This window comes from Pseudomonas sp. SIMBA_041 (assembly GCF_046535095.1).
GTDB classification, from domain to species: Bacteria; Pseudomonadota; Gammaproteobacteria; order Pseudomonadales; family Pseudomonadaceae; genus Aquipseudomonas; species Aquipseudomonas mucoides.
In genome coordinates this window covers 1-20861 of sequence record NZ_JAWRXJ010000019.1, presented here as the reverse complement: position 1 = coordinate 20861, position 20861 = coordinate 1, and the positions used below count along the sequence as shown (strand labels likewise).

General features: G+C 60.5%; 25 protein-coding genes. 15 read left to right on the top strand and 10 right to left on the bottom strand.

Annotation, left to right across the window (positions count from 1 at the left end; translation table 11 throughout):
* Positions 1 to 64: 64 nt before the first annotated feature.
* A complete protein-coding gene (gene ggt, locus SB725_RS29620) occupies positions 65 to 1792 on the bottom strand; it encodes a gamma-glutamyltransferase (RefSeq protein ID WP_027925151.1) in 1728 nt (575 codons plus the stop codon).
* Positions 1793 to 1941: 149 nt separating this feature from the next.
* Between ggt and SB725_RS29615 the strand changes: the two genes are divergently transcribed.
* Positions 1942 to 2457 carry a methylated-DNA--[protein]-cysteine S-methyltransferase gene (locus SB725_RS29615; RefSeq protein WP_059182595.1) on the top strand — a complete coding sequence of 172 codons (516 nt, stop codon included), beginning with the start codon at positions 1942 to 1944 and terminating at the stop codon, positions 2455 to 2457.
* Positions 2458 to 2633: 176 nt separating this feature from the next.
* On the opposite strand, the gene SB725_RS29610 is transcribed toward SB725_RS29615, so the two are convergent.
* Both SB725_RS29610 and SB725_RS29605 read right to left on the bottom strand, forming a co-directional pair.
* The gene (locus SB725_RS29610; protein ID WP_027925149.1) at positions 2634 to 3221 is read right to left on the bottom strand and encodes an NUDIX domain-containing protein; all 588 of its coding nucleotides are present in this window, start codon (positions 3219 to 3221) and stop codon (positions 2634 to 2636) included.
* A gap of 143 nt (positions 3222 to 3364) precedes the next feature.
* The gene (locus SB725_RS29605; protein WP_410922969.1) at positions 3365 to 3802 is read right to left on the bottom strand and encodes a hemerythrin domain-containing protein; all 438 of its coding nucleotides are present in this window, start codon (positions 3800 to 3802) and stop codon (positions 3365 to 3367) included.
* Between the two features lie 126 nt (positions 3803 to 3928).
* Between SB725_RS29605 and SB725_RS29600 the strand changes: the two genes are divergently transcribed.
* Positions 3929 to 4354 (top strand): GNAT family N-acetyltransferase, encoded by a 426-nt coding sequence (locus SB725_RS29600; protein ID WP_194940345.1) that lies wholly within the window; start codon positions 3929 to 3931, stop codon positions 4352 to 4354.
* Positions 4355 to 4398: 44 nt separating this feature from the next.
* On the opposite strand, the gene SB725_RS29595 is transcribed toward SB725_RS29600, so the two are convergent.
* A complete protein-coding gene (locus SB725_RS29595; protein ID WP_027925146.1) occupies positions 4399 to 4749 on the bottom strand; it encodes a hypothetical protein in 351 nt (116 codons plus the stop codon).
* 141 nt (positions 4750 to 4890) lie between these two features.
* Here SB725_RS29595 and SB725_RS29590 point away from each other — a divergent pair, with 141 nt between their 5' ends.
* The 9 genes from SB725_RS29590 (at position 4891) to SB725_RS29550 (ending at position 9890) form a co-directional block, all read left to right on the top strand.
* Positions 4891 to 5139, top strand: coding sequence for a hypothetical protein (locus SB725_RS29590; RefSeq protein ID WP_027925145.1), 249 nt, complete (start codon positions 4891 to 4893; stop codon positions 5137 to 5139).
* A gap of 20 nt (positions 5140 to 5159) precedes the next feature.
* Positions 5160 to 5489 (top strand): DUF6388 family protein, encoded by a 330-nt coding sequence (locus SB725_RS29585; RefSeq protein WP_027925144.1) that lies wholly within the window; start codon positions 5160 to 5162, stop codon positions 5487 to 5489.
* 25 nt (positions 5490 to 5514) lie between these two features.
* Positions 5515 to 6219, top strand: coding sequence for a YoaK family protein (locus SB725_RS29580; RefSeq protein WP_059182592.1), 705 nt, complete (start codon positions 5515 to 5517; stop codon positions 6217 to 6219).
* A 197-nt stretch (positions 6220 to 6416) separates the two neighbouring features.
* Positions 6417 to 6809: a sulfurtransferase complex subunit TusD gene (gene tusD / locus SB725_RS29575; RefSeq protein ID WP_027925142.1), complete on the top strand. Its 393-nt coding sequence runs from the start codon at positions 6417 to 6419 to the stop codon at positions 6807 to 6809.
* Position 6810: 1 nt separating this feature from the next.
* Complete coding sequence (gene tusC, locus SB725_RS29570) at positions 6811 to 7173, top strand: sulfurtransferase complex subunit TusC (protein ID WP_059182591.1); 363 nt, start codon at positions 6811 to 6813, stop codon at positions 7171 to 7173.
* Entirely contained in the window at positions 7173 to 7466 is a 294-nt protein-coding gene (tusB, locus tag SB725_RS29565; protein ID WP_027925140.1) for a sulfurtransferase complex subunit TusB, read from the top strand. Before tusC ends, tusB begins: the two co-directional genes overlap by 1 nt.
* Positions 7463 to 7798 carry a TusE/DsrC/DsvC family sulfur relay protein gene (locus SB725_RS29560; protein WP_027925139.1) on the top strand — a complete coding sequence of 112 codons (336 nt, stop codon included), beginning with the start codon at positions 7463 to 7465 and terminating at the stop codon, positions 7796 to 7798. The genes tusB and SB725_RS29560 overlap by 4 nt, the downstream gene beginning before the upstream one ends.
* Positions 7795 to 8796, top strand: coding sequence for a glycosyl transferase family protein (locus SB725_RS29555; RefSeq protein WP_410922968.1), 1002 nt, complete (start codon positions 7795 to 7797; stop codon positions 8794 to 8796). The genes SB725_RS29560 and SB725_RS29555 overlap by 4 nt, the downstream gene beginning before the upstream one ends.
* Positions 8797 to 8888: 92 nt before the next feature.
* On the top strand, positions 8889 to 9890 hold the full coding sequence (locus tag SB725_RS29550) for a glutathione S-transferase family protein (RefSeq protein WP_410922967.1): 1002 nt from the start codon (positions 8889 to 8891) through the stop codon (positions 9888 to 9890).
* 106 nt (positions 9891 to 9996) lie between these two features.
* On the opposite strand, the gene cysG is transcribed toward SB725_RS29550, so the two are convergent.
* From cysG to SB725_RS29520, 6 genes are all read right to left on the bottom strand, one after another.
* Positions 9997 to 11391 carry a siroheme synthase CysG gene (cysG, locus tag SB725_RS29545; protein WP_410922966.1) on the bottom strand — a complete coding sequence of 465 codons (1395 nt, stop codon included), beginning with the start codon at positions 11389 to 11391 and terminating at the stop codon, positions 9997 to 9999.
* Positions 11392 to 12672: a serine--tRNA ligase gene (gene serS, locus SB725_RS29540; RefSeq protein WP_059182587.1), complete on the bottom strand. Its 1281-nt coding sequence runs from the start codon at positions 12670 to 12672 to the stop codon at positions 11392 to 11394.
* A 16-nt stretch (positions 12673 to 12688) separates the two neighbouring features.
* Positions 12689 to 13063 carry a fluoride efflux transporter CrcB gene (gene crcB, locus SB725_RS29535; protein ID WP_410922965.1) on the bottom strand — a complete coding sequence of 125 codons (375 nt, stop codon included), beginning with the start codon at positions 13061 to 13063 and terminating at the stop codon, positions 12689 to 12691.
* Positions 13063 to 14385, bottom strand: coding sequence for a replication-associated recombination protein A (locus SB725_RS29530; protein WP_027925133.1), 1323 nt, complete (start codon positions 14383 to 14385; stop codon positions 13063 to 13065). Before SB725_RS29530 ends, crcB begins: the two co-directional genes overlap by 1 nt.
* Before the next feature lie 60 nt (positions 14386 to 14445).
* Positions 14446 to 15069 carry an outer membrane lipoprotein chaperone LolA gene (lolA, locus tag SB725_RS29525; protein WP_027925132.1) on the bottom strand — a complete coding sequence of 208 codons (624 nt, stop codon included), beginning with the start codon at positions 15067 to 15069 and terminating at the stop codon, positions 14446 to 14448.
* Between the two features lie 68 nt (positions 15070 to 15137).
* A complete protein-coding gene (locus tag SB725_RS29520) occupies positions 15138 to 17543 on the bottom strand; it encodes a DNA translocase FtsK (RefSeq protein WP_027925131.1) in 2406 nt (801 codons plus the stop codon).
* A 308-nt stretch (positions 17544 to 17851) separates the two neighbouring features.
* Here SB725_RS29520 and trxB point away from each other — a divergent pair, with 308 nt between their 5' ends.
* The 4 genes from trxB (at position 17852) to infA (ending at position 20640) form a co-directional block, all read left to right on the top strand.
* Positions 17852 to 18811, top strand: coding sequence for a thioredoxin-disulfide reductase (trxB, locus tag SB725_RS29515; RefSeq protein WP_027925130.1), 960 nt, complete (start codon positions 17852 to 17854; stop codon positions 18809 to 18811).
* 64 nt (positions 18812 to 18875) lie between these two features.
* Positions 18876 to 19556, top strand: coding sequence for a leucyl/phenylalanyl-tRNA--protein transferase (gene aat / locus SB725_RS29510; RefSeq protein ID WP_027925129.1), 681 nt, complete (start codon positions 18876 to 18878; stop codon positions 19554 to 19556).
* Positions 19557 to 19613: 57 nt separating this feature from the next.
* Entirely contained in the window at positions 19614 to 20321 is a 708-nt protein-coding gene (locus SB725_RS29505; protein WP_027925128.1) for an arginyltransferase, read from the top strand.
* 100 nt (positions 20322 to 20421) lie between these two features.
* Positions 20422 to 20640 carry a translation initiation factor IF-1 gene (gene infA / locus SB725_RS29500; RefSeq protein ID WP_002553999.1) on the top strand — a complete coding sequence of 73 codons (219 nt, stop codon included), beginning with the start codon at positions 20422 to 20424 and terminating at the stop codon, positions 20638 to 20640.
* Positions 20641 to 20861: the final 221 nt, after the last annotated feature.

The following is a 20861-nucleotide window of genomic DNA, read 5'->3' as shown; positions in this document are numbered from 1 at the left end:
CATTCCTTGAACAATCAATGGATCAGGGGACGAAAATAGATCCGTCCCCTTTCAAACACAACCGCTAGTAGCCGAGTGACAACCCGGTGTTGCGACGTGGGTCGTTGGCGCCGTAGAAGCGGTTTTTGCCGACCGGTTTACCTTCCAGCGAAGGTGCGCCGACGAGGATCGCCGCGACGTGGTTGGCATCCTGTGGCCCGGCAAACTTATGCCCCCAGCTTTCGAGGATCTTCACCGTGTCCGGGCTGGTGGTGAAGGTCTCGAGGTTGGTCTCTTCCGGCAGCCATTGCTGGTGGAAACGCGGGGCGTCCACCGCTTCCTGGATGTTCATGCCGTAGTCGATCACGTTGAGCATGGTCAGCAAGGTGGCGGTGATGATGCGGCTGCCGCCGGGGGTGCCGACGACCATCACGACCTTGCCGTCCTTGGTGACGATGGTCGGGCTCATGGACGACAGCGGCGCCTTGCCGGGGGCGATGGCGTTGGCCTCCCCTTGCACCAGGCCGTACATGTTCGGCACGCCGATTTTCGAGGTGAAGTCGTCCATTTCGTCGTTGAGGATGACCCCGGTTTTGCTGGCCATGACGCCGGCACCGAACCAGTCGTTGAGGGTGTACGTCATCGACACCGCGTTGCCCCATTTGTCGACGATGGAGAAGTGCGTGGTGTTGCTGCCCTCATGCGGCGCTACGCCGGGTTTGATCTCGCGGGACACGCCGGCCTTCTGCGGCTGGATCGCGGCACGCAGTTTGGTGGCGTAGTTTTTGTCCAGCAAATGCGCGATTGGATTTTTCACGAAATCCGGGTCGCCGAGGTAGCTGTTGCGGTCCACATACGCATGGCGCATCGCTTCGATCTGATAGTGCATACCTTGGGCCGAGTGGTAGCCCAGGTCTTTCATCGGGTAACCGTCGAGGATGTTCAGGATCTCGCAAATCACTACCCCGCCGGAGCTTGGTGGCGGTGCCGAGACCACGTGGTAGCCACGGTAATCGCACTCGATAGGCGCCAGTTCGCGGGTTTTATATTTGTCGAGGTCGGCCTGGGTGATGATGCCTTTGTTGGCCTGACTGGAGGTGACGATGGCGTCGGCGACCCAGCCTTTATAGAAACCGTCGGCGCCCTTCTCGGAAATTTCCCGCAGGGTTTTGGCCAGGTCCTTCTGCACCAGTTTTTGCCCGACTTGCATCGGCTCGCCGTTGCTCAGGAAGATCGAGCCGGAGTCCTTCATGTCTTTCTTGAACACGTCGGTGGCGTAGTCAAGCAAATCGACATCGCCCTGCTCCAGGGCAAACCCGTCTTCGGCCAGTTTGATCGCCGGGGCGATCACTTCCTTGCGCGGCTTGGTGCCGTACTTGCTCAGGGCCAGTTCCATACCGGACACCGTGCCCGGCACACCGACAGCCAGGTGGCCACGGGTACTGAGGTCGGGGACGACATTGCCTTCTTTGTCGAGGTACATGTTAGCGGTGGCGGCCAGCGGGGCTTTTTCACGGAAATCGAGGAAGGTCTTGCGCCCGTCCGCCAGCTGAATGGTCATGAAACCGCCGCCACCGAGGTTGCCCGCTGCGGGATACACCACCGCCAGCGCATACGCCACCGCGACGCCGGCATCCACGGCATTGCCGCCGTTCTTGAGCACATCAACGCCCACCTGGGAGGCCAGATGCTGGGCCGTGACCACCATGCCGTTTTCGGCCGCGACGGGGGCCACAGAGGCGGCGTGGGCAGTCAGGCAGCTAAGCGCCAATGAGGTCGCGATGAGCGATTTGGCAAAAGGTTCGTACTTCATGAGTCGGTCTCTTTTTGTTTTTAGGGTCTGAAAAAAGCAGAGAAAACGTTTCAAGAGCAGAAGGCAGTATGGCTCGGATTACACATTGCGCCTCCCCGTCGAGGCAGTATGCTGAGGCTCTGTTCAGCCCTTCTGCGGAGTCCGCCAGCATGACTTACACCTTCACCACCCTGGCGTCTCCGGTCGGCGAACTGAAGCTGGTGGCGAAAGAGGCAAGACTGGCGGCCATCCTCTGGGAAAACGACAAGCCGAACCGGGTGCGGCTGGGCCCGATGCACGAAGCGCCGGACAACCCGATCCTGGTGCGCGCCGTTCAGCAGTTGCAGGAATACTTTGCCGGCACCCGAAACTCGTTCGATCTGGAACTGGATTTTGCCGGCACGGATTTTCAGAAGAAGGTGTGGCAAGCCCTGCTGACCATCCCGTTCGGCGAGACGCGCAGCTACAGCCAGATCGCCGAGCAAATCGGCAACCCGAGCGCGGTTCGGGCGGTGGGCGCGGCGAATGGCAAAAACCCGATCTCGATTGTTGCACCCTGCCATCGGGTGATCGGCGCCTCGGGCAAGCTCACCGGATTTGCCGGTGGGCTGGAGGCGAAAGAGCGGTTGCTGACGCTTGAAGGGTGCGAGTGGTCAGGCGCCAGCAGAACGGGCGACCTGTTCTGACTGACCGGAACACCTGTAGCAGCTGCCGAGCCTGCGAGGCTGCGTCCGGCGGCAAAGCCGTCGTAATCCGAGCGCACTCGATCTAGCTGATGCACCGCGCTTCCCACATCCACGGCTGCGGCCCGCATCAGACACAGCCTCGCAGAGCTCGTCAGCGGCTACAGGGAAAGCGTCGCTCAGGTGAAAATGTTCTTCATCGCCGCGTATTGCAGCAGCATGATGGTCTTGGCGTCGCAGATTTCCCCGCGATAAAACGCTTCAAGCGCCTCGTCGAAGGCCCACTCCAGCACCTCCAGCTCTTCGGTCTCTTCCTCCAGCCCACCGCCCTCGCTGACTTTCGACGTGGCGTCGTACTCGGCAATAAAGAAGTGCAGCTTTTCAGTGACCGAGCCGGGGCTCATGTACGACTCGAAGATCTTTTGTACGTGGTGCACGCGGTAACCGGTTTCTTCCTCGGCTTCGGCGCGGATGCGTTCTTCCGGCGCAGCACCTTCGAGCAACCCGGCGGCCACTTCAATCAGCAAGCCGTCATGGCCGTTGACGAACACCGGCAAGCGGAACTGGCGCGTCAGCACGACAGTACGCTTCTCGCGGTTGAACAACAGAATCGCCGCGCCGTTGCCCCGGTCGTAGACCTCGCGGGTCTGACGTTGCCAGTCGCCGCTGTTGCGCTGATAGTCGAAGGTAATTTTTTTCAGCAGGTACCAGTCGTGGGACAACACCTGGGATTCGATAATGTTGACCCGTTCGGCTGTGTTCGCCATGGCACCGCATCCTTTTTCGTGAGAAGCGCCCATGGTAGGCGAAAACGCAAAAGCCCTGCATCTCCCTGACACCTAATACGGGACCTTGTAGCAGCCGGACGCAGGCTTCGCCAGCTGCTACAGGGTTGGGGTGTTTCTCAGGTTCAGGACAGCTGCGCTTTGTATTCTTTTTCGTACTGGCCGGCGAGGGTTTCTTTCTGTTTGTCATCGAGCAGTTTGCCGGCCATCTGGAAGAACTTCTGCTCTTCCTCTTTCAGGTGGTGACGAACCTTCTTGGCCAACTTCTTCGCGGTCGCCAGCCAGGCCGGGCTGGACATCTCGGTCGCGTCCAGTTCCTCCATCATTTCGTCCATTTCGTGGTGTTCGGCGATGGCGTGGCGGCTCAGGTCGACGCCGTTGTCGAACTCCATCAGCGGAATATAGAAATGCCGCTCCTCGGCGGTTTCGTGGGCCTGGAGTTCGGACTTGAGTTGTTTGTAAGCCTCGACCCGCTCAGGGGTGTCGCCACTGGTATTGATCAGCGCATCGGCATAACCGCGTTGGCGCTCGTGACTTTCACGCAAGGCTTCGAAAATATTCACGGGGTGTCCTCATTGGCCGCGTTCTGAAGTGACGCTGTTTAGGCTAGACCTCCGCGCGACGGCGACGGTTCCACAATTACCGCGAGCACGCTAGGCTGGCGGATCATTGCCAAAAGGATGTCGCTCATGACCCTGCGAATCGAACAGTCGCAAAACCCCACGGACGCCGAACGTGAGGCGATCCTCATACCGCTGCGCGCCTACAACACCGCGCAGGCTGGCCCCGGCAATCCGCAACCGCTGGCGTTGCTGGTGCGCGACGACAACGGCGAGATTCTCGGCGGGTTGTATGGCCGGTTCTTTTACCAGTGGTTGTTTATCGAGTTGCTGTCGGTGCCTGAACAGGCTCGGGGACAGGGTTTGGGCTCGAAACTGATGCAGATGGCCGAAGACCTGGCGCGGGAAAAGGAATGCGTGGGGATCTGGCTGGACACCTTCGACTTTCAGGCGCCGGAGTTTTACAAACGGCTCGGTTACAGCGAGCTAGGCCAGATTGCCGACTACCCGCCGGGCCACAAACGCCACTTCTTCCAGAAACGCCTGATCAACTGATCAAAACACAAACCTCCTACAGGGGGTACTGCGTCAGCTCTGATTCAGAGACAAGTCGCCAACGCCGCCAAACGGCGCTTGGCAACAAAATCGTCATGCTGCGCGTAGTAACTGATCACGGTGCCGGACGCATCGGTGGTCACGTCGATAAAGGATTCCGCCGACCGCGTGTAAACCGTCGAACCGCCCTTTTTACCCGGCTGCAAATACGCGCCGGCGTCCACGCCGAACACCGCCTCGTCCTGCCAGGAAAACTGCACGCACTGGGCCACGACCATTTCCGGCTTGTTCGAGTTCAGGGTTTTGTACGGGGCCTTGGTGCGAGCATCGTCCATCACCGAGCCCGCGCATCCCGCCAGCAACGTTACGGCCAGCGCCACCATCAGAATTCGCATTACGTTCGCTCATCAATAAAAAGCGGACTGTATCACCGTGGCGCGGCGTTTCGTTCTGCTTTACTGCATTTATACCGCGACACCGCGTAACGATTCGCGCACCCTGTCGCGCCATAAACACCGCCTTTTTCTGGAACCCCCATGACACCCAACGCCGAATTCTACAAACCAACCCCTGAATACGCCGACAAGCTGATCAGCCAGATTGGCCAGACACCGTCCTGGATTGCCAAGCGCATTGGCGTCACCGACAAGCGCATCCGTTACATCCTCGACGGCGAACGCACCGTCAAAGGCGAGACCACGCCGATCAAGATGACCTACACCGAGCAGTTCGCCCTCGAATGCCTGGCCGCTGCGGCCAAGGCCAGCAAGAAACAATCTTCGTAACCCGTTATCAAGGAGAGACCATGGCGGCAACCGAACAGCAACACGAGCAGGCGCTGAAGAAGTTTCTCGATGAGCACCCGCAACTGCGCCACGAACTCGACAACCTCAACCCGCTGCTGGCCCAGGCCAAGGGTGAGACCGCGGCGCAGTACCGCGACGAGCGATTGCACGAAGCCTTCGAAGCCGAGGCCGAGCGTCAGGGACTGTTCGCCTGGGAGCTGACGCTGCTGTTGACGGCCGCCACACCACAGGACTACGAAGCCCATCGCCGGGAAGTGCACAAGGAAGTCGCAGAGATGGCCGGCATGAATTGGCTGGACTATTGCGAGTTATACGGGATAGAACCGTAACCCCTGCACAAGGATGCCCGCTCCGATGCTGCCTTCCGCCTCCTCAACCCACGCCAGCCCCGGCCACCTGCACACGCAAAAGTGGCGCGGGCGCATCGGCATGACGCTGGTGGCCATGCTCTCGGTCCTCGCCGGCATGACCGATGCCATCGGCTTTATGGCCAGTGGCGATTTCGTCTCGTTCATGAGCGGCAACACCACGCGGCTCGCCGTGGCCATCAGCGACGGTGATCTGGGGCTGACCGGGCGTTTGCTACTGCTCGTGGCCACGTTCATCGTCGGCAACGCCTTGGGCATTGTCGTCAGCCGCCTCGGCAGACGACGGGCGCTGCCCTTGATGCTGACCGTCGCCGTGCTGCTCTGCGCGGCCGCTACCTGGCCCTACGACGAACAATTGCCCGCGCTGCTGGCGGCGATCATCGCCATGGGCATGCTCAATGCCGCCGTTGAGGAAGTGAACGGCCTGCCGGTCGGCCTGACCTATGTCACCGGCGCCCTGTCGCGCTTCGGACGCGGATTGGGGCGCTGGATGCTCGGCGAACGGCGCAATGGCTGGCGCGTGCAATTGATCCCCTGGACCGGGATGTTCGTCGGGGCTGTTCTTGGGGCGGTGCTGGAACATCATCTGGGGCTTCAGGCCTTGTTCGCCAGCGGATTGCTGGCGGGGGTGCTGGGGGTGGTGTCGTTGAAAGTTCCGCGGCGGTGGCAGTTGGGGTATATGCCGCGCTGAGTTTTGTATGACCGTGCGGGCCTCATCGCGAGCAAGCTCGCTCCCACAGGTTACGTGGTGAAGCTGCAATCTCGAACATTACACAACCCCCTGTGGGAGCGAGCTTGCTCGCGATGAGGCCCGCCCAGACAACATCGATTTAGCCCCCTCAGCGATAAAGCTTTATCATGGCCGCAGTTTCGCTGATCGAGTCCGTCATGAAGTTCGCCATCGCGCTGTTTTCCGCCGCCCATGCGCCCTCCTCGCGCCGCGCCCTGTTGTTTGCCCAGGCTGCGCTGGCCGGTGGGCATGAGATTGTCCGGCTGTTTTTCTATCAGGACGGCGTTTATAACGCGTCCGGCAGCGTGGTCACCCCGCAAGACGAGCTGGACCTGCCCAAGCAATGGCGCGCGTTTGTCAACGAGCATCAACTGGACGGCGTGGTGTGTATCGCCGCCGCCCTGCGCCGTGGCGTGTTGAATGAGGAAGAAGCCGGGCGTTATCAGCGCGACGCGGTTGCCGTGGGCGCGCCGTGGGAATTGTCCGGCCTCGGCCAGTTGCACGACGCGGTGCAGGACGCTGACCGCTTGATCTGTTTCGGAGGCGCGTGAGATGCCTAAATCCTTGCTGATTATCAGCCGTCAGGCGCCATGGTCCGGGCCAAATGCGCGCGAAGCGCTGGACATCGTGTTGGCTGGCGGCGCCTTCGACCTGCCGATCGGCCTGCTGTTTCTCGATGACGGCGTGTTTCAGCTCGCCGCGAAACAGGACGCCAAGGCGCTGCAACAAAAAGACCTGAGCGCCAACCTGCAAGCCTTGCCGATGTTTGGTGTCGAGGAGTTGTTCGTCTGCGCTGCCAGTGCCGCAGAACGAGGGCTGGACCCATCCGGTTTCTCGCTGGAAGAAGCCCAGGCGCTGACCGCCCACGACATCACCGCCCTTATTGACCGTTACGACCAGGTGATCACCCTCTGATGTCGACTTTGCATGTGTTGTCTCATTCCCCGTTCGGCGACGATCGCCTGAGCAGTTGCCTGCGCGTGATCGGCGCCAACGATGCGCTGCTGCTGAGCGGTGACGCGGTGTATGCCCTGCAACCCGGCACCGCCCCGTTCAGCGCGCTGAAGACTCGCGGCCTGACACTGTTTGTACTGGCCGAAGACGTTCAAGCCCGGTCCATTGAGACGCCAGACTGGGCCAAGGCCATCGATTACCCGGCCTTCGTCGATCTGTCGATTCACTACGACAAGGTCAACAGTTGGCTATGAATTCCCTGACAGTCGGCGCTCGCGCCATCGAGTTGGACAAGGACGGTTTCCTGGTCGAACTGAGCGACTGGTCCGCTGACGTCGCCAGCGCCCTCGCTGCGGCCGAAGACATCGAGTTGAGCCCCGAGCATTGGGAAATCCTTGAACTGCTGCGCCGTTTCTACGACGAATTCCAGCTGTCGCCGGCCACCCGCCCGTTGATCAAGTACACCGCGTTGAAGCTCGGCCCGGAAAAAGGCAACAGCCTGCACCTGAACCGACTGTTCAAAGGCACCCCTGCCAAACTCGCCGCGAAGCTGGCGGGCCTGCCCAAACCGACGAATTGCTTATGACCGACTTCCCAGCGTTGACCCTCGAAACACCCGCCGAGCATCCGTTCGCCCAGTTCGTGCGAATCCTCGGCAAAGGCAAACGCGGCGCCCGCGACCTGACGCGTGAAGAAGCCCGCGAAGCCATGGGCATGGTGCTCGACGACAAGGTCGAAGACACCCAGCTCGGCGCGTTTCTGATGCTGCTGCGACACAAGGAAGAAAGCGCCGAGGAAATGGCCGGTTTCACCGAAGCCTTGCGGGAACGTTTGCAGGCGCCCGCCTTGAATGTTGATCTCGACTGGCCGACCTATGCCGGCAAGAAACGTCATCTGCCGTGGTACCTGCTCGCGGCCAAGTGCCTGGCGCAGAACGGCGTGCGTATTTTCATGCACGGCGCCGGCGCGCACACGGCCGGGCGGCTGTACAGCGAACAACTGCTGGAAGGACTCGGCATTGCGCTGTGCCGCAACTGGCAACAGGTGGGCGCGGCACTGGATAACGGTGGCCTGGCGTTCATGCCGCTGGTGGATTGGGCGCCGCAACTGCAACGCATGATCGACCTGCGCAACACCTTGGGCCTGCGCTCGCCGATCCATTCCCTGACACGCATCCTCAATCCGTTGGGCGCCCGTTGCGGCCTGCAAAGTATTTTCCACCCCGGCTATCAGGCGGTGCACCGCGATGCCAGCGGCTTGCTGGGCGACACAGCGATTGTGGTGAAGGGCGACGGCGGCGAGATCGAGATCAACCCGGACGCCGACAGTCACTTGTACGGCACCACCGGCGGTGAAAGCTGGGACGAAGAGTGGCCGCAACTGTCGGCCCAGCGTCACGTCAAACCCGCCGCCCTCGACCCTGAACATATGAAGGCCGTATGGCGCGGCGATGTGGTCGACAGCTACCCGCAAATGGCCCTGATTTCGACCATGGCCTTGGCGTTGCGCGGACTCGGTCAATCCCGTGATCAGGCGTTCGAAACGGCCCAGCAGTATTGGGATGCTCGAAACAGATCGATTTAACCGATCATAACTGCCCAACCTTTGCGCTATTTGTTCGAACTGATGGGCATAGACTCCTCTCCAACGATTTATCGGTTTGAGGAGTCTTGATCATGGGTTTATTAGTCGAAGGCCGCTGGCAAGACCAGTGGTACGAAAGCGGCAAGGACGGCGCGTTCCAGCGCGAACAGGCGCAACGCCGCAACTGGGTCACCACCGACGGCAAGCCGGGCCTGACCGGTGTCGGTGGCTTTGCCGCCGAGGCCCGCCGCTATCACCTCTACGTGTCCCTCGCCTGTCCGTGGGCTCACCGCACGCTGATCCTGCGCAAACTCAAAGGTCTCGAAAACCTGATCGACGTATCGGTGGTCAGTTGGCTGATGCTGGAAAACGGCTGGACCTTCGACCAGCGCCTGGGCTCTACCGGCGACAAACTCGATCATCTCGACTTCATGCACCAGCGTTACATCGCCGACACCGCCAACTACACCGGCCGCGTCACGGTGCCGGTGCTGTGGGACAAACAACAGAACCGCATCGTCAACAATGAATCGGCGGAGATCATCCGCATGTTCAACAGCGCATTTGATGACCTGACCGGCAATGACCTGGATTTCTACCCTGAGCCACTGCGCGGTGAAATCGATGCGTTGAATGAGCGGATTTACCCGGCGGTGAACAACGGCGTGTACCGCGCCGGGTTTGCGACCTCGCAGCACGCTTATGAAGAAGCGTTTGATGGTTTGTTTGAAGAACTGGATCGGCTGGAGCAGCTGTTAGGCGCCAATCGTTACCTGACCGGCGAATACCTGACCGAAGCGGATATTCGGCTGTTCACCACGCTGATTCGTTTTGACGCGGTGTACCACGGGCACTTCAAGTGCAACCTGCGGCGGATTGCCGATTATCCGAACCTGTCGAACTGGTTGCGTGAGATTTACCAGTGGCCGGGGATTGCCGAGACGGTGAGTTTTGAGCACATCAAGCATCACTACTACGGCAGCCACAAGACCATCAACCCGACCGGGATTGTGCCGAAAGGGCCGGCACAGGACTTTACCGTGGCGCATGATCGGGCGCGGTTGAGCGGGAAAGGGGTTTGGCGCAAGGCCTGAGGTTTTGTGCAGGATTAGAAGGACCCATCGCGAGCAAGCTCGGTTCCTACAACGACACAAATCACTGTAGGAGCCGGGCTTGCCCGCGATGGAGGCGACTCGGTCTCTAGACTTGCGCCTGAGCCCCTTCGAACCACGCCAGTTTCTCGCGCAGTTGCACCACTTCCCCAACAATCACCAACGTCGGCGCATGCACTTCATGCTCCGCGACCAACCGTGGCAGGTCCGCCAACGTGCCGGTAAACACCCGCTGATTGACCGTAGTGCCCTGCTGAATCAACGCCGCCGGGGTATCCGCACCGCGACCGTGCCTGATCAACTGCTCGCAGATAACCGGCAAGCCCACCAGGCCCATGTAGAACACCAGCGTCTGCGCCGGCGCGACGAGGTCGGCCCACGGCAGATCGGTGGAACCGTCCTTCAAATGCCCGGTGACAAACCGTACGGACTGGGCGTAATCGCGATGGGTCAGCGGAATCCCGGCGTACGCCGCGCAACCGCTGGCCGCCGTGATACCCGGCACCACCTGGAACGGGATGCCATGGGCCGCCAGCTCTTCGATCTCTTCACCGCCGCGACCGAAGATAAACGGATCACCGCCCTTCAACCGCACCACGCGCTTGCCAGCCTTGGCCAGATCGACCAGTTGCTGGTTGATCTGATCCTGCGGCACGGCGTGATCGGCGCGGCGCTTGCCGACGTAAACGCGCTCGGCATCACGACGGCACAATTCCAGAATCGCCGGGGCCACCAAGCGGTCATATAACACCACGTCAGCTTGCTGCATCAGCCGCAAGGCACGGAACGTCAGCAGATCGGGATCACCCGGCCCCGCCCCGACCAGGTACACCTCACCGGTGGTGACATCCGCTTCGCCGTCGATTTTCGCCTGCAACAGACGTTCGGCTTCGGCGCCCTGCCCGGCCAGTTGCCGGTCAGCAATCGGGCCTTGGAAGACGTCTTCCCAGAACCCGCGACGCTGCTGCACATCCGGAAACAGACCTTTGACCTGATGGCGGAAACGCGCCGCCAAACCGGCCAGTTGACCGTAGGTAGAAGGAATCCAGGTTTCAATCTTGGCGCGAATCAACCGGGCCAGCACCGGCGCATCGCCGCCGCTGGACACCGCAATAATCAGCGGGGAACGATCGACAATCGCCGGAAAGATCACGCTGCACAGGGCCGGTGCGTCAACGACGTTGACCGGCACACACCGCCGATGGGCATCGGCGGACACTTGCGCGTTCAATGGCTCGTCGTCGGTGGCGGCAATGATCAGCCCGCAACCGTCCAGATCCGTTTCGACATAACCCCGTAACAGGCACTCGCCGCCGCTGCCGGCCACCAGTTCGCGCAGTTGCGGTTCGATTTCAGGTGCAACCACCCGCAGCAGCGCACCGGCATCGGCCAGCAGGCGGGATTTGCGCAAGGCAATCTCCCCCCCACCGACAACCAACACACGACTGCCGCGCAGGTTGTGAAACAGCGGCAGATAGTTCATTTAGCCGATGACCTCAAGGCCACCCATGTACGGCTTCAGCACGTCAGGCACGCGGATCGAACCGTCGGCCTGCTGATAGTTCTCCAGCACCGCCACCAGGGTACGACCGACCGCCAGGCCGGAACCGTTCAGGGTGTGAACCAGTTCAGGCTTGCCGGTTTCCGGGTTGCGGAAACGCGCTTGCATGCGACGGGCCTGGAAATCGCCGCAGTTGGAGCACGACGAAATCTCGCGGTACTTGTCCTGGCTCGGAATCCACACTTCCAGGTCGTACGTCTTGACCGCGCTGAAGCCCATGTCGCCGGTGCACAGCGCCAGGGTGCGGTAAGGCAGCTCCAGCAGTTGCAGGACTTTCTCGGCGTTGGCGGTCAGGCTTTCCAGCGCTTCCATCGAGGTCGACGGCTCAACGATCTGGACCATTTCAACTTTGTCGAACTGGTGCTGACGGATCATGCCGCGGGTGTCACGACCCGACGCACCGGCTTCGCTGCGGAAGCACGGGGTGTGGGCCACGAACTTGATCGGCAGCAGTTTCGAATCAACGATTTCGCCAGCGACGATGTTGGTCAGCGACACTTCGGCAGTCGGGATCAGGTACAGATCGGCTTCGCCTTCGCGGGCGATCTTGAACAGGTCTTCTTCGAACTTCGGCAGTTGACCGGTGCCTTGCAGCGCCGGCGCCTGGACCAGATAAGGCGTGTAGGCCTCTTCGTAGCCGTGCTCGGTAACGTGCAGGTTGATCATGAATTGCGCCAGCGCACGGTGCAGACGGGCAATCGGGCCGCGCAGCAGGGCGAAACGCGCGCCGGACAGCTTGGCGGCGGTTTCGAAGTCCAGCCAGCCGAATTTCTCGCCCAGGGCCACGTGGTCCTGAACCGGGAAATCGAACGCGGTCGGGGTGCCCCAGCGACGGACTTCGACATTGCCGTCTTCGTCTTCGCCAATCGGCACCGATTCGTGCGGCAGGTTGGGGATGCCCAGCAGGATCGAATCCAGATCGGTCTGGATCGCGTCCAGCTCGACTTTACCGGCGCTCAATTCGCTGGCCATGCGCTCGACGTCAGCCATCAGTGGCGCGATGTCTTCGCCGCGCTGCTTGGCCTGACCGATGGATTTGGAACGGGCATTACGCTCAGCCTGCAGTGCTTCGGTGCGGGTCTGGACGGTCTTGCGCTGTTCTTCCAGCGCTTCGATGCGCGCAACATCCAGCGTGTAGCCACGGGATGCCAGGCGGTCCGCTACGTCCTGAAGGTTGCTACGTAACAGTTTGGAATCGAGCATGTCGGTTTCTCGTTTATCAAAGTTTGGTCAAGGACAGGCCGGCCCAGGTGGCAAGCAGCCCGCCGAATACGCTGAGCGTCGCATAGCCCAAGGCCAGCGGCACTTGCCCGCTTTCCAGCAGGCGCACCGTATCCAGTGAAAAGGATGAATAAGTCGTCAGCCCTCCGAGGAAGCCGACGATCAACCCGGCACGCACCTCAAGCGGCACCTCCGGACGAATCAAAAAAAGACCGTATAGAGCACCGATCAGCAAACAGCCCACGATATTAACGGCCAGCGTCGCGGTATAGAAGTGCCGCGGCCAATTAGCGTTGATCCAGTTTCCGGTAGCAAAACGTAACAGTGTGCCGGCGACACCGCCGATGGACACCGCGATGACCAATGGAATCACTATTTTCTCCGCTGCCGAGGGCTTAGACGGTCAAGTTGGGCGAGGTGATTGAGTTTCTCACCGATCTTCAATTCCAGGCCACGCGGCACTGGCTGGTAGAACGGCTGCGGTTCGAGTTCTTCCGGGAAGTAGTCTTCGCCCGCGGCGTAGGCATCCGGCTCATCGTGGGCGTAACGGTATTCGTCGCCGTAGCCGAGTTGCTTCATCAATTTGGTCGGGGCATTGCGCAGGTGCAGCGGCACTTCCAGCGAACCGTGCTCGGTGGCGCTGCGCATCGCGGCCTTGAAGCCCATGTACACCGCGTTGCTTTTCGGCGCGCAGGCCAGATAGGTAATGGCCTGGGCCACCGCCAATTCACCTTCGGGGCTGCCGAGGCGCTCCTGCACTTCCCACGCCGCCAGGCACAGGCTCAGGGCGCGCGGGTCGGCATTGCCGATGTCTTCGCTGGCCATGCGCACCACGCGCCGGGCCAGGTACAGCGGATCGCAACCGCCGTCGATCATCCGCGCGAACCAATACAACGCGCCGTCCGGATTGGAGCCGCGCACCGATTTATGCAGCGCGGAAATCTGGTCGTAGAACGCTTCGCCGCCCTTGTCGAAACGCCGACGGGTATCGCCGAGCAGACTTTGCAGGAGATCGACGCCGATCTCGCTGTTGTCTTCGGCCAGGTCCGAGGCGTTTTCCAGCAGATTGAGCAGCCGCCGGCCATCGCCATCGGCGGCGGACAACAGCATCTGGAAGCCTTCATCGCTGAGTGTCAGCTGGCGCTTGCCCAACCCACGCTCTTCGGTCAGCGCGCGATGCACCAGTTTGCGCAGTGCCGCTTCGTCGAGGCTCTTGAGCACATAGACGCGGGCCCGCGAGAGCAAGGCGTTGTTGAGTTCGAACGAGGGGTTTTCGGTGGTCGCGCCGATAAAAATCAGCGTGCCGTCTTCAACGTACGGCAGGAACGCGTCCTGCTGGGACTTGTTGAAGCGGTGAACTTCATCGACAAACAAGATCGTACGTTTGCCGTACTGCCCGGCCTGTTGCTTGGCGATTTCCACCGCCTGACGGATTTCCTTCACGCCGGCCAGCACCGCCGAGACCGTTTCGAAGTGCGCATCCGAGACTTCCGCCAGCAACCGCGCCAGGGTGGTTTTGCCCACGCCCGGCGGGCCCCAGAAAATCATCGAATGCAGGGCGCCCTGCTCCAGCGCTTCACGCAAAGGCTTGCCGCGAGCGAGCAGGTGTTCCTGACCGACGTACTCGTCCAGATTGGCCGCACGCAGGCGGGCGGCCAAGGGCTGAGCAATCGGGGCGCTGCGAAACAGGTCCATCACGACTTGCGAAACCTCACTACTTGAACACTGCAGGCTCACTCCTACAGGTATTGCGGTTTATTCCTGGATCACGTCCGCCCCTTTAGGGATGTCGAACTTGAACTTGGACGCCGGGATCGGCTCGTTGGCCTTCACACCGGTGAACAGGATATTGGTGCGCTGACCGACGCTGTCGATCAGTTGCATGTCGTTGACCAGACCGTTACGGAACGACAGACGCAGGCTGTCGAACAAGGTGTCTTTGGTTTTCGGCTTCAGGGTGAAGTCGATCACGCCGCCGGCTTCCTTGGCGCTGATGTCGAAGCTCTGGCTGATCTTGGACACATCACCAGACAGCAGCAGCGCCGGGGTCTGGGTCAGACGCATGTCGAGGGTCTTGATAGTGACCTGCTCCAGATCCGGGTCCCACAGGGTGACCTTCTTGCCGTCGGACACCATGGTTTGTTCAGCCGGCGCATTGGTGTGCCAGTAGAACAGGCCCGGGCGCTGCAACGACATATCACCAGCGGTTTCCTGCAACTGGGTGCCGCTGCCATCAAGCGTCAGCTGGGAGAAACGTGCGGTCAATGTCTGGGATTTTTCCAGCAATTGGGTCAGGCGCGCCACGTCCTTGTCATCGGCGTGGGCCGAGAGCGTGGTCAAAGCTAGAACCGGCAGCAACAACATGCGGATAAGACGCATGGGAGTCCTCTTGATATTCGTGGGGGGTGCGAGTGGCGCGTCACTGCGCCACCCTGCTTCAAAGCAAATCAGTCGCGTACCGGGCCAGGCGCCAGGACTTCACGCGAACCGTTGGTATTCATGGACGTCACGACCCCGGCCATTTCCATGGCTTCGATCATGCGTGCGGCGCGGTTGTAGCCGATTTTCAGTTTGCGCTGAACGGCCGAGATGGACGCGCGACGGCTTTCCAGGACGAACTGCACCGCTTCGTCGTAGAGCGCATCGGTTTCAGCATCATCGTCGCCACCACCGCCGCCATTCTCAAAGCCGCTGCCGGCTTCTTCGACACCGGCGAGAATTTCGTCGTTGTATTCCGGTGCGCCGCGCAGTTTCCAGGCTTCCACCACGCGGTGAACCTCGTCATCGGACACGAACGCGCCGTGCACACGAATCGGCAGACTGGTGCCCGGTGGCATGTAGAGCATGTCACCGTGACCCAGCAATTGTTCGGCACCGCCCTGGTCGATGATGGTCCGGGAGTCGATCTTGCTCGACACCTGGAACGCCATACGCGTCGGGATGTTGGCCTTGATCAGACCGGTGATCACGTCCACCGACGGACGCTGGGTCGCCAGGATCAAGTGAATACCGGCAGCACGGGCCTTCTGGGCGATACGGGCGATCAGTTCTTCAACCTTCTTGCCGACGATCATCATCATGTCGGCAAATTCGTCGACGACCACGACGATGGTCGGCAGCTTGGTCAGCAGCGGCGCTTCGTCGTGAATGCTTTCGCGCTTGTACAACGGGTCGGTCAGCGGCGTGCCGGCGTCCTGGGCTTCCTTGACCTTGGCGTTGAAGCCGGACAGGTTCCGTACGCCCATCTTCGCCATTAGTTTATAGCGCCGCTCCATTTCCGCCACGCTCCAGCGCAGGGCGTTGGCCGCGTCCTTCATGTCGGTCACGACCGGACACAGCAAGTGCGGGATGCCTTCGTAGATCGACAACTCAAGCATTTTCGGGTCGATCATGATCAGTTTGGCGTCTTCCGGGCCGGACTTGAACAGGATCGACAGGATCATCGCGTTCACGCCCACCGACTTACCGGAACCGGTCGTACCGGCCACCAGCAAGTGCGGCATTTTCGCCAGGTCAGTGATGACCGGCTTGCCGCCGATGTCGTGACCGAGGGCCAGGGTGACCGGCGACTTGAAGTTGTCGTACTCAGGAGTCGACAGCACTTCGGAGAACCGCACGATCTGGCGGTCCTCGTTGGGGATCTCGATACCGACGGTAGTCTTGCCGGGAATCACTTCAACCACACGCACACTGGTCACGGCCAGGGAACGTGCCAGGTCTTTCGCCAGGTTGGCGATACGGCTGACTTTCACGCCTGCCGCCGGTTGAATTTCGTAACGGGTAATCACCGGGCCCGGGTGGATCGAATCCACCGAGACTTCGACGCCGAATTCCTTGAGCTTGATTTCCAGCAAATGGCCAACCGCAGCCAGGGATTCGGGCGAGTAATTGAGTTGTTTCTTTTCCGCAGGGTCGAGGATCGAGATCGGCGGCAAGGTGCCTTCCACGGCGCTGTCGACGAACAACGGTGCCTGCTTCTCTTTCTCCACACGCTTGCTCGGTGCAGCGGGTTTCGGCGGCGCTGGCGCAATGACCGGCGGTACCTGCTTCTCGCGCTCGGACATGTGCTTGCTCAGGGCCTGTTCGCGTTCGATCAGGCGTTCCTTGACCTTGGCCTGCTCGCGCTTGTCGGTGACGGTCGGTGCGACCACGTCATGCACGCGATCATCGACTTCACGCAGTTGCGCCACCAGTTGCTTGCGTTCGGTACGGGCTGCCCACCAGCGATTGGCCGCGCCCTGGAACAGTTCGAACAGGTCGAGGGTGATCTTGCCGGTGACGTCCATCACCTTGAACCATGACAGGTCGGTGAACACCGTCAGGCCAAACAGGAACAGCGCGATGAACAGCAGCGTGCTGCCCTGGATGTTCAGCGCGTTCTTCGCCAGGTCGCCAAGGCTTTCGCCTAAAGCGCCGCCAGCACCCGCCGGAAGGCCGGTGGCGGCGTGGAAATGGATGTGCGCCAGGGCGGCGCCAGACAGCACCAGAAACACCAGGCCGATCAGGCGCCAGGAGAACAGCCAGCCGCTCCACTGCCACGGCTCGTGGCGCTGACGGAAGATCTGATAGACCTTGACCGCGAGCAGCAACGGGAAGATATAGGCGAAGTAACCCAGCACCATGAACAGGATGTCAGCGCTGTAGGAACCGGCGGGACCGCCGAAGTTCTGCACGTCATCAATCTTGCTGTTGTGACTCCATCCCGGATCGTCCTTGCCGTAAGTCAGCAAGGCCATCATCAGGAACAGGCACAAGGCGCCAATGGCGATCAATGCACCTTCCTTGAGCCGGTAGTGCAAATGCTGGCGCCAGAGCGGAACGACTGTTTTGGGTGCTGCGGTGGATTTCTTCAAAACGCTTCTTTTCCTGCGCCCGAGGCGCGTCCATCTGTTGAATGACTATAAAAAACTGCCCAATCCAGGCAGGTAAAAAAGTGAACAGGCTCAACCGGGACTACTTTTAACACTGCACCCCGTCTTTTATAAACATGGTGAGCACTGCTTATTTTGTTACAACCCCCTTTGCACGCAGGCATTGTACGGGTTTGTTCGCCCGATAACATGCGTGAGGCACTGGGTACAGCATAGCCAAAAAGTGCCGGTATATGCGGCCAATTTGAGCATGCATTCTCTTTCGTGACAAAGGCTTATGAGGTGTTTTTATGAGCGAAGCGAAGCATTCACGCCTGATCATTCTGGGTTCCGGCCCTGCCGGTTACAGCGCAGCCGTTTATGCCGCCCGCGCCAACCTCAAACCCGTTGTCATTACCGGCATACAGGCAGGTGGCCAGCTCACCACCACTGTCGAAGTCGACAACTGGCCCGGCGACGTCGAAGGGCTCACCGGCCCGGTGCTGATGGAGCGCATGCAAAAACACGCCGAACGCTTTGACACAGAGATCGTTTACGACCACATCCACACCGCCAAGTTGCAACAGCGCCCGTTTGAACTGATTGGCGACGGCGGCACCTACACCTGCGACGCCCTGATCATCGCCACCGGCGCTTCGGCGCAATACCTGGGCCTGCCCTCGGAAGAGACGTTCGCCGGCCGAGGGGTTTCCGCCTGCGCGACCTGCGACGGCTTTTTCTACCGCAATCAGGTGGTGGCGGTGATCGGTGGCGGCAATACCGCCGTTGAAGAGGCCCTGTATCTGTCGAACATCGCCAAGGAAGTCCATCTGATTCACCGTCGCGATAAGCTGCGCTCGGAGAAAATCCTCCAGGACAAACTGTTCGAGAAAGCCGCCAACGGCAATATTCGCCTGCACTGGAATCAGAATCTGGATGAAGTGCTGGGCGATGCCAGCGGCGTGACCGGCGCCCGCCTGCGCGACAGCCAGACCGGCGAAACCCGTGAGTTGGCGCTGGCCGGCGTGTTCATCGCCATCGGCCATAAACCCAATACCGATCTGTTTATCGATCAACTGCCGATGCGCGACGGCTATCTGCGGGTCAAAAGCGGCAACGAAGGCGACGCCACCGCCACCGCAATCCCCGGCGTGTTTGCCGCCGGCGATGTCGCCGATCACGTTTACCGCCAGGCCGTCACGTCCGCCGGGGCCGGTTGCATGGCCGCACTGGACGCCGAAAAATACCTCGACGACATTCCCACCGTTTAACGGCACACTTTACGGCGGGCCCACCAGCCCGCCACCGCCCTCCCCTTCTGCAAGCCCGGATGCCATGCTGACTTGGTTACAACGCAATACCCTGACCTTCCCCCCGCTGGAAAAAGCCATGCGCGACCCCAACGGGCTCTTGGCTGCCGGGGGCGATCTGTCTGCCGATCGTCTGATTCAGGCCTATCGCCATGGCTGCTTTCCGTGGTTCTCCGAAGGCCAGCCGATTCTCTGGTGGTCGCCGGATCCGCGCACCGTGTTGTTTCCCGACGAACTGCATGTTTCCCGCAGCCTGGGTAAATTGCTGCGCCAACAGCGCTATCAAGTGACCTTCGATCAGGATTTCGCCGCCGTCATCCGTGCCTGCGCCGCGCCGCGTGATTACGCCGACGGCACCTGGATCACCCAGGCCATGCAGGACGCCTACATTGAACTGCACAGGCGCGGCCATGCGCATTCGGTGGAAGTCTGGGATCAGGGCGAGCTGGTTGGCGGGCTGTACGGCCTGGCGATGGGGCAGTTGTTCTTCGGCGAGTCCATGTTCAGCCGCGCCGACAACGCCTCCAAATTTGGCTTTGCCACACTGGTGCGACATCTGAAAGACTCGGGTTTTGTGCTGATTGACTGCCAGATGCCGACCGATCATCTGCATAGCCTTGGCGCACGAGCGATCCCACGCCGCGAATTCGCCGGTTACCTGGCGCAGCACCTGGATCAACCCAACCGCGCCACATGGGTTTGCTGAGCGACTTTCGCGCCGGTGGCTTACACTTAATTCAAAGCTTTTTCCCGAGGGTTGATCATGACCGAGTTGGCGCGTTTGAAGTTCTATGCCACTCAGCCCCACTCTTGCAGCTATCTGCCAGATGAACAGGCCACGACCCTGTTTCTCGACCCTAGCCAGCCCATGGATGTGCATGTCTATGCAGATTTGTCTGAAATGGGTTTTCGGCGCAGCGGCGACCACCTCTACCGGCCTCATTGCCAGAACTGCAACGCGTGCGTCCCGGCGCGCATCCCTGTGGCGCAATTCACCCCCAATCGCCAACAGAAGCGCATTTTCAAACGCAATGCCGACCTGCAGGTTCGCCCCGCCAGGGCGCAGTTCAGCGAAGAGTATTTCGACCTCTACCAGCGCTACATCGAACAGCGCCACGCGGATGGCGACATGTACCCGCCGAGTCGTGATCAATTCTCCACGTTCCTTGTGAGGGATCTGCCGTTCTCGCGTTTCTACGAATTTCGTCTCGCAGGGCGGCTGCTGGCGGTGGCCGTCACCGACTTACTGCCGAACGGTCTGTCGGCGGTTTACACCTTTTACGAACCGTCCGAAGAACGTCGCAGCCTGGGGCGTTTTGCGATCCTGTGGCAGATCGGCGAGACCCGGCGCCTTGGACTGGAGGCCGTCTATCTCGGCTACTGGATCAAAAACTGCAAAAAGATGAGCTACAAGACCCAATATCGGCCTATCGAACTGCTGATTAATCAACGCTGGGTCATCCTGAACTAGAACCCCTTGGCTTAAACCCCATTTTTCGGGCACAATGCACGCCGCTTTTGCCTGGCGCAGTTGCACCGGGCCATTCATTGGACACCGAGGGCTTTACTGCATGTCGAAAGAAGACAGCTTCGAAATGGAAGGCACTGTCGTCGACACCCTGCCCAACACCATGTTTCGTGTGGAGTTGGAAAATGGGCACGTCGTAACCGCGCATATCTCCGGCAAGATGCGCAAGAACTACATTCGTATTCTTACCGGTGACAAAGTGCGCGTCGAGCTGACGCCCTATGACTTGAGCAAAGGGCGCATCACTTACCGCGCTCGCTAATCAAGTCAATACAAAACGCCCGGCTCTGCCGGGCGTTTTTGTTTGTCTGCGATTTGGTGGGGTTTGGGGGTTGTGTGTATATCCGTTGCTGCGGTCACGGCGGCTGGCGGTTTCACTCTTACAGCGAGTCACTTTTGACAAACGCGGTACGTGTCAAGGTACCTGTCGCCTTGGTACTTCTGCTGCTAACCCATTGCGCCGTTAACTTCAGGGCGTTCTGG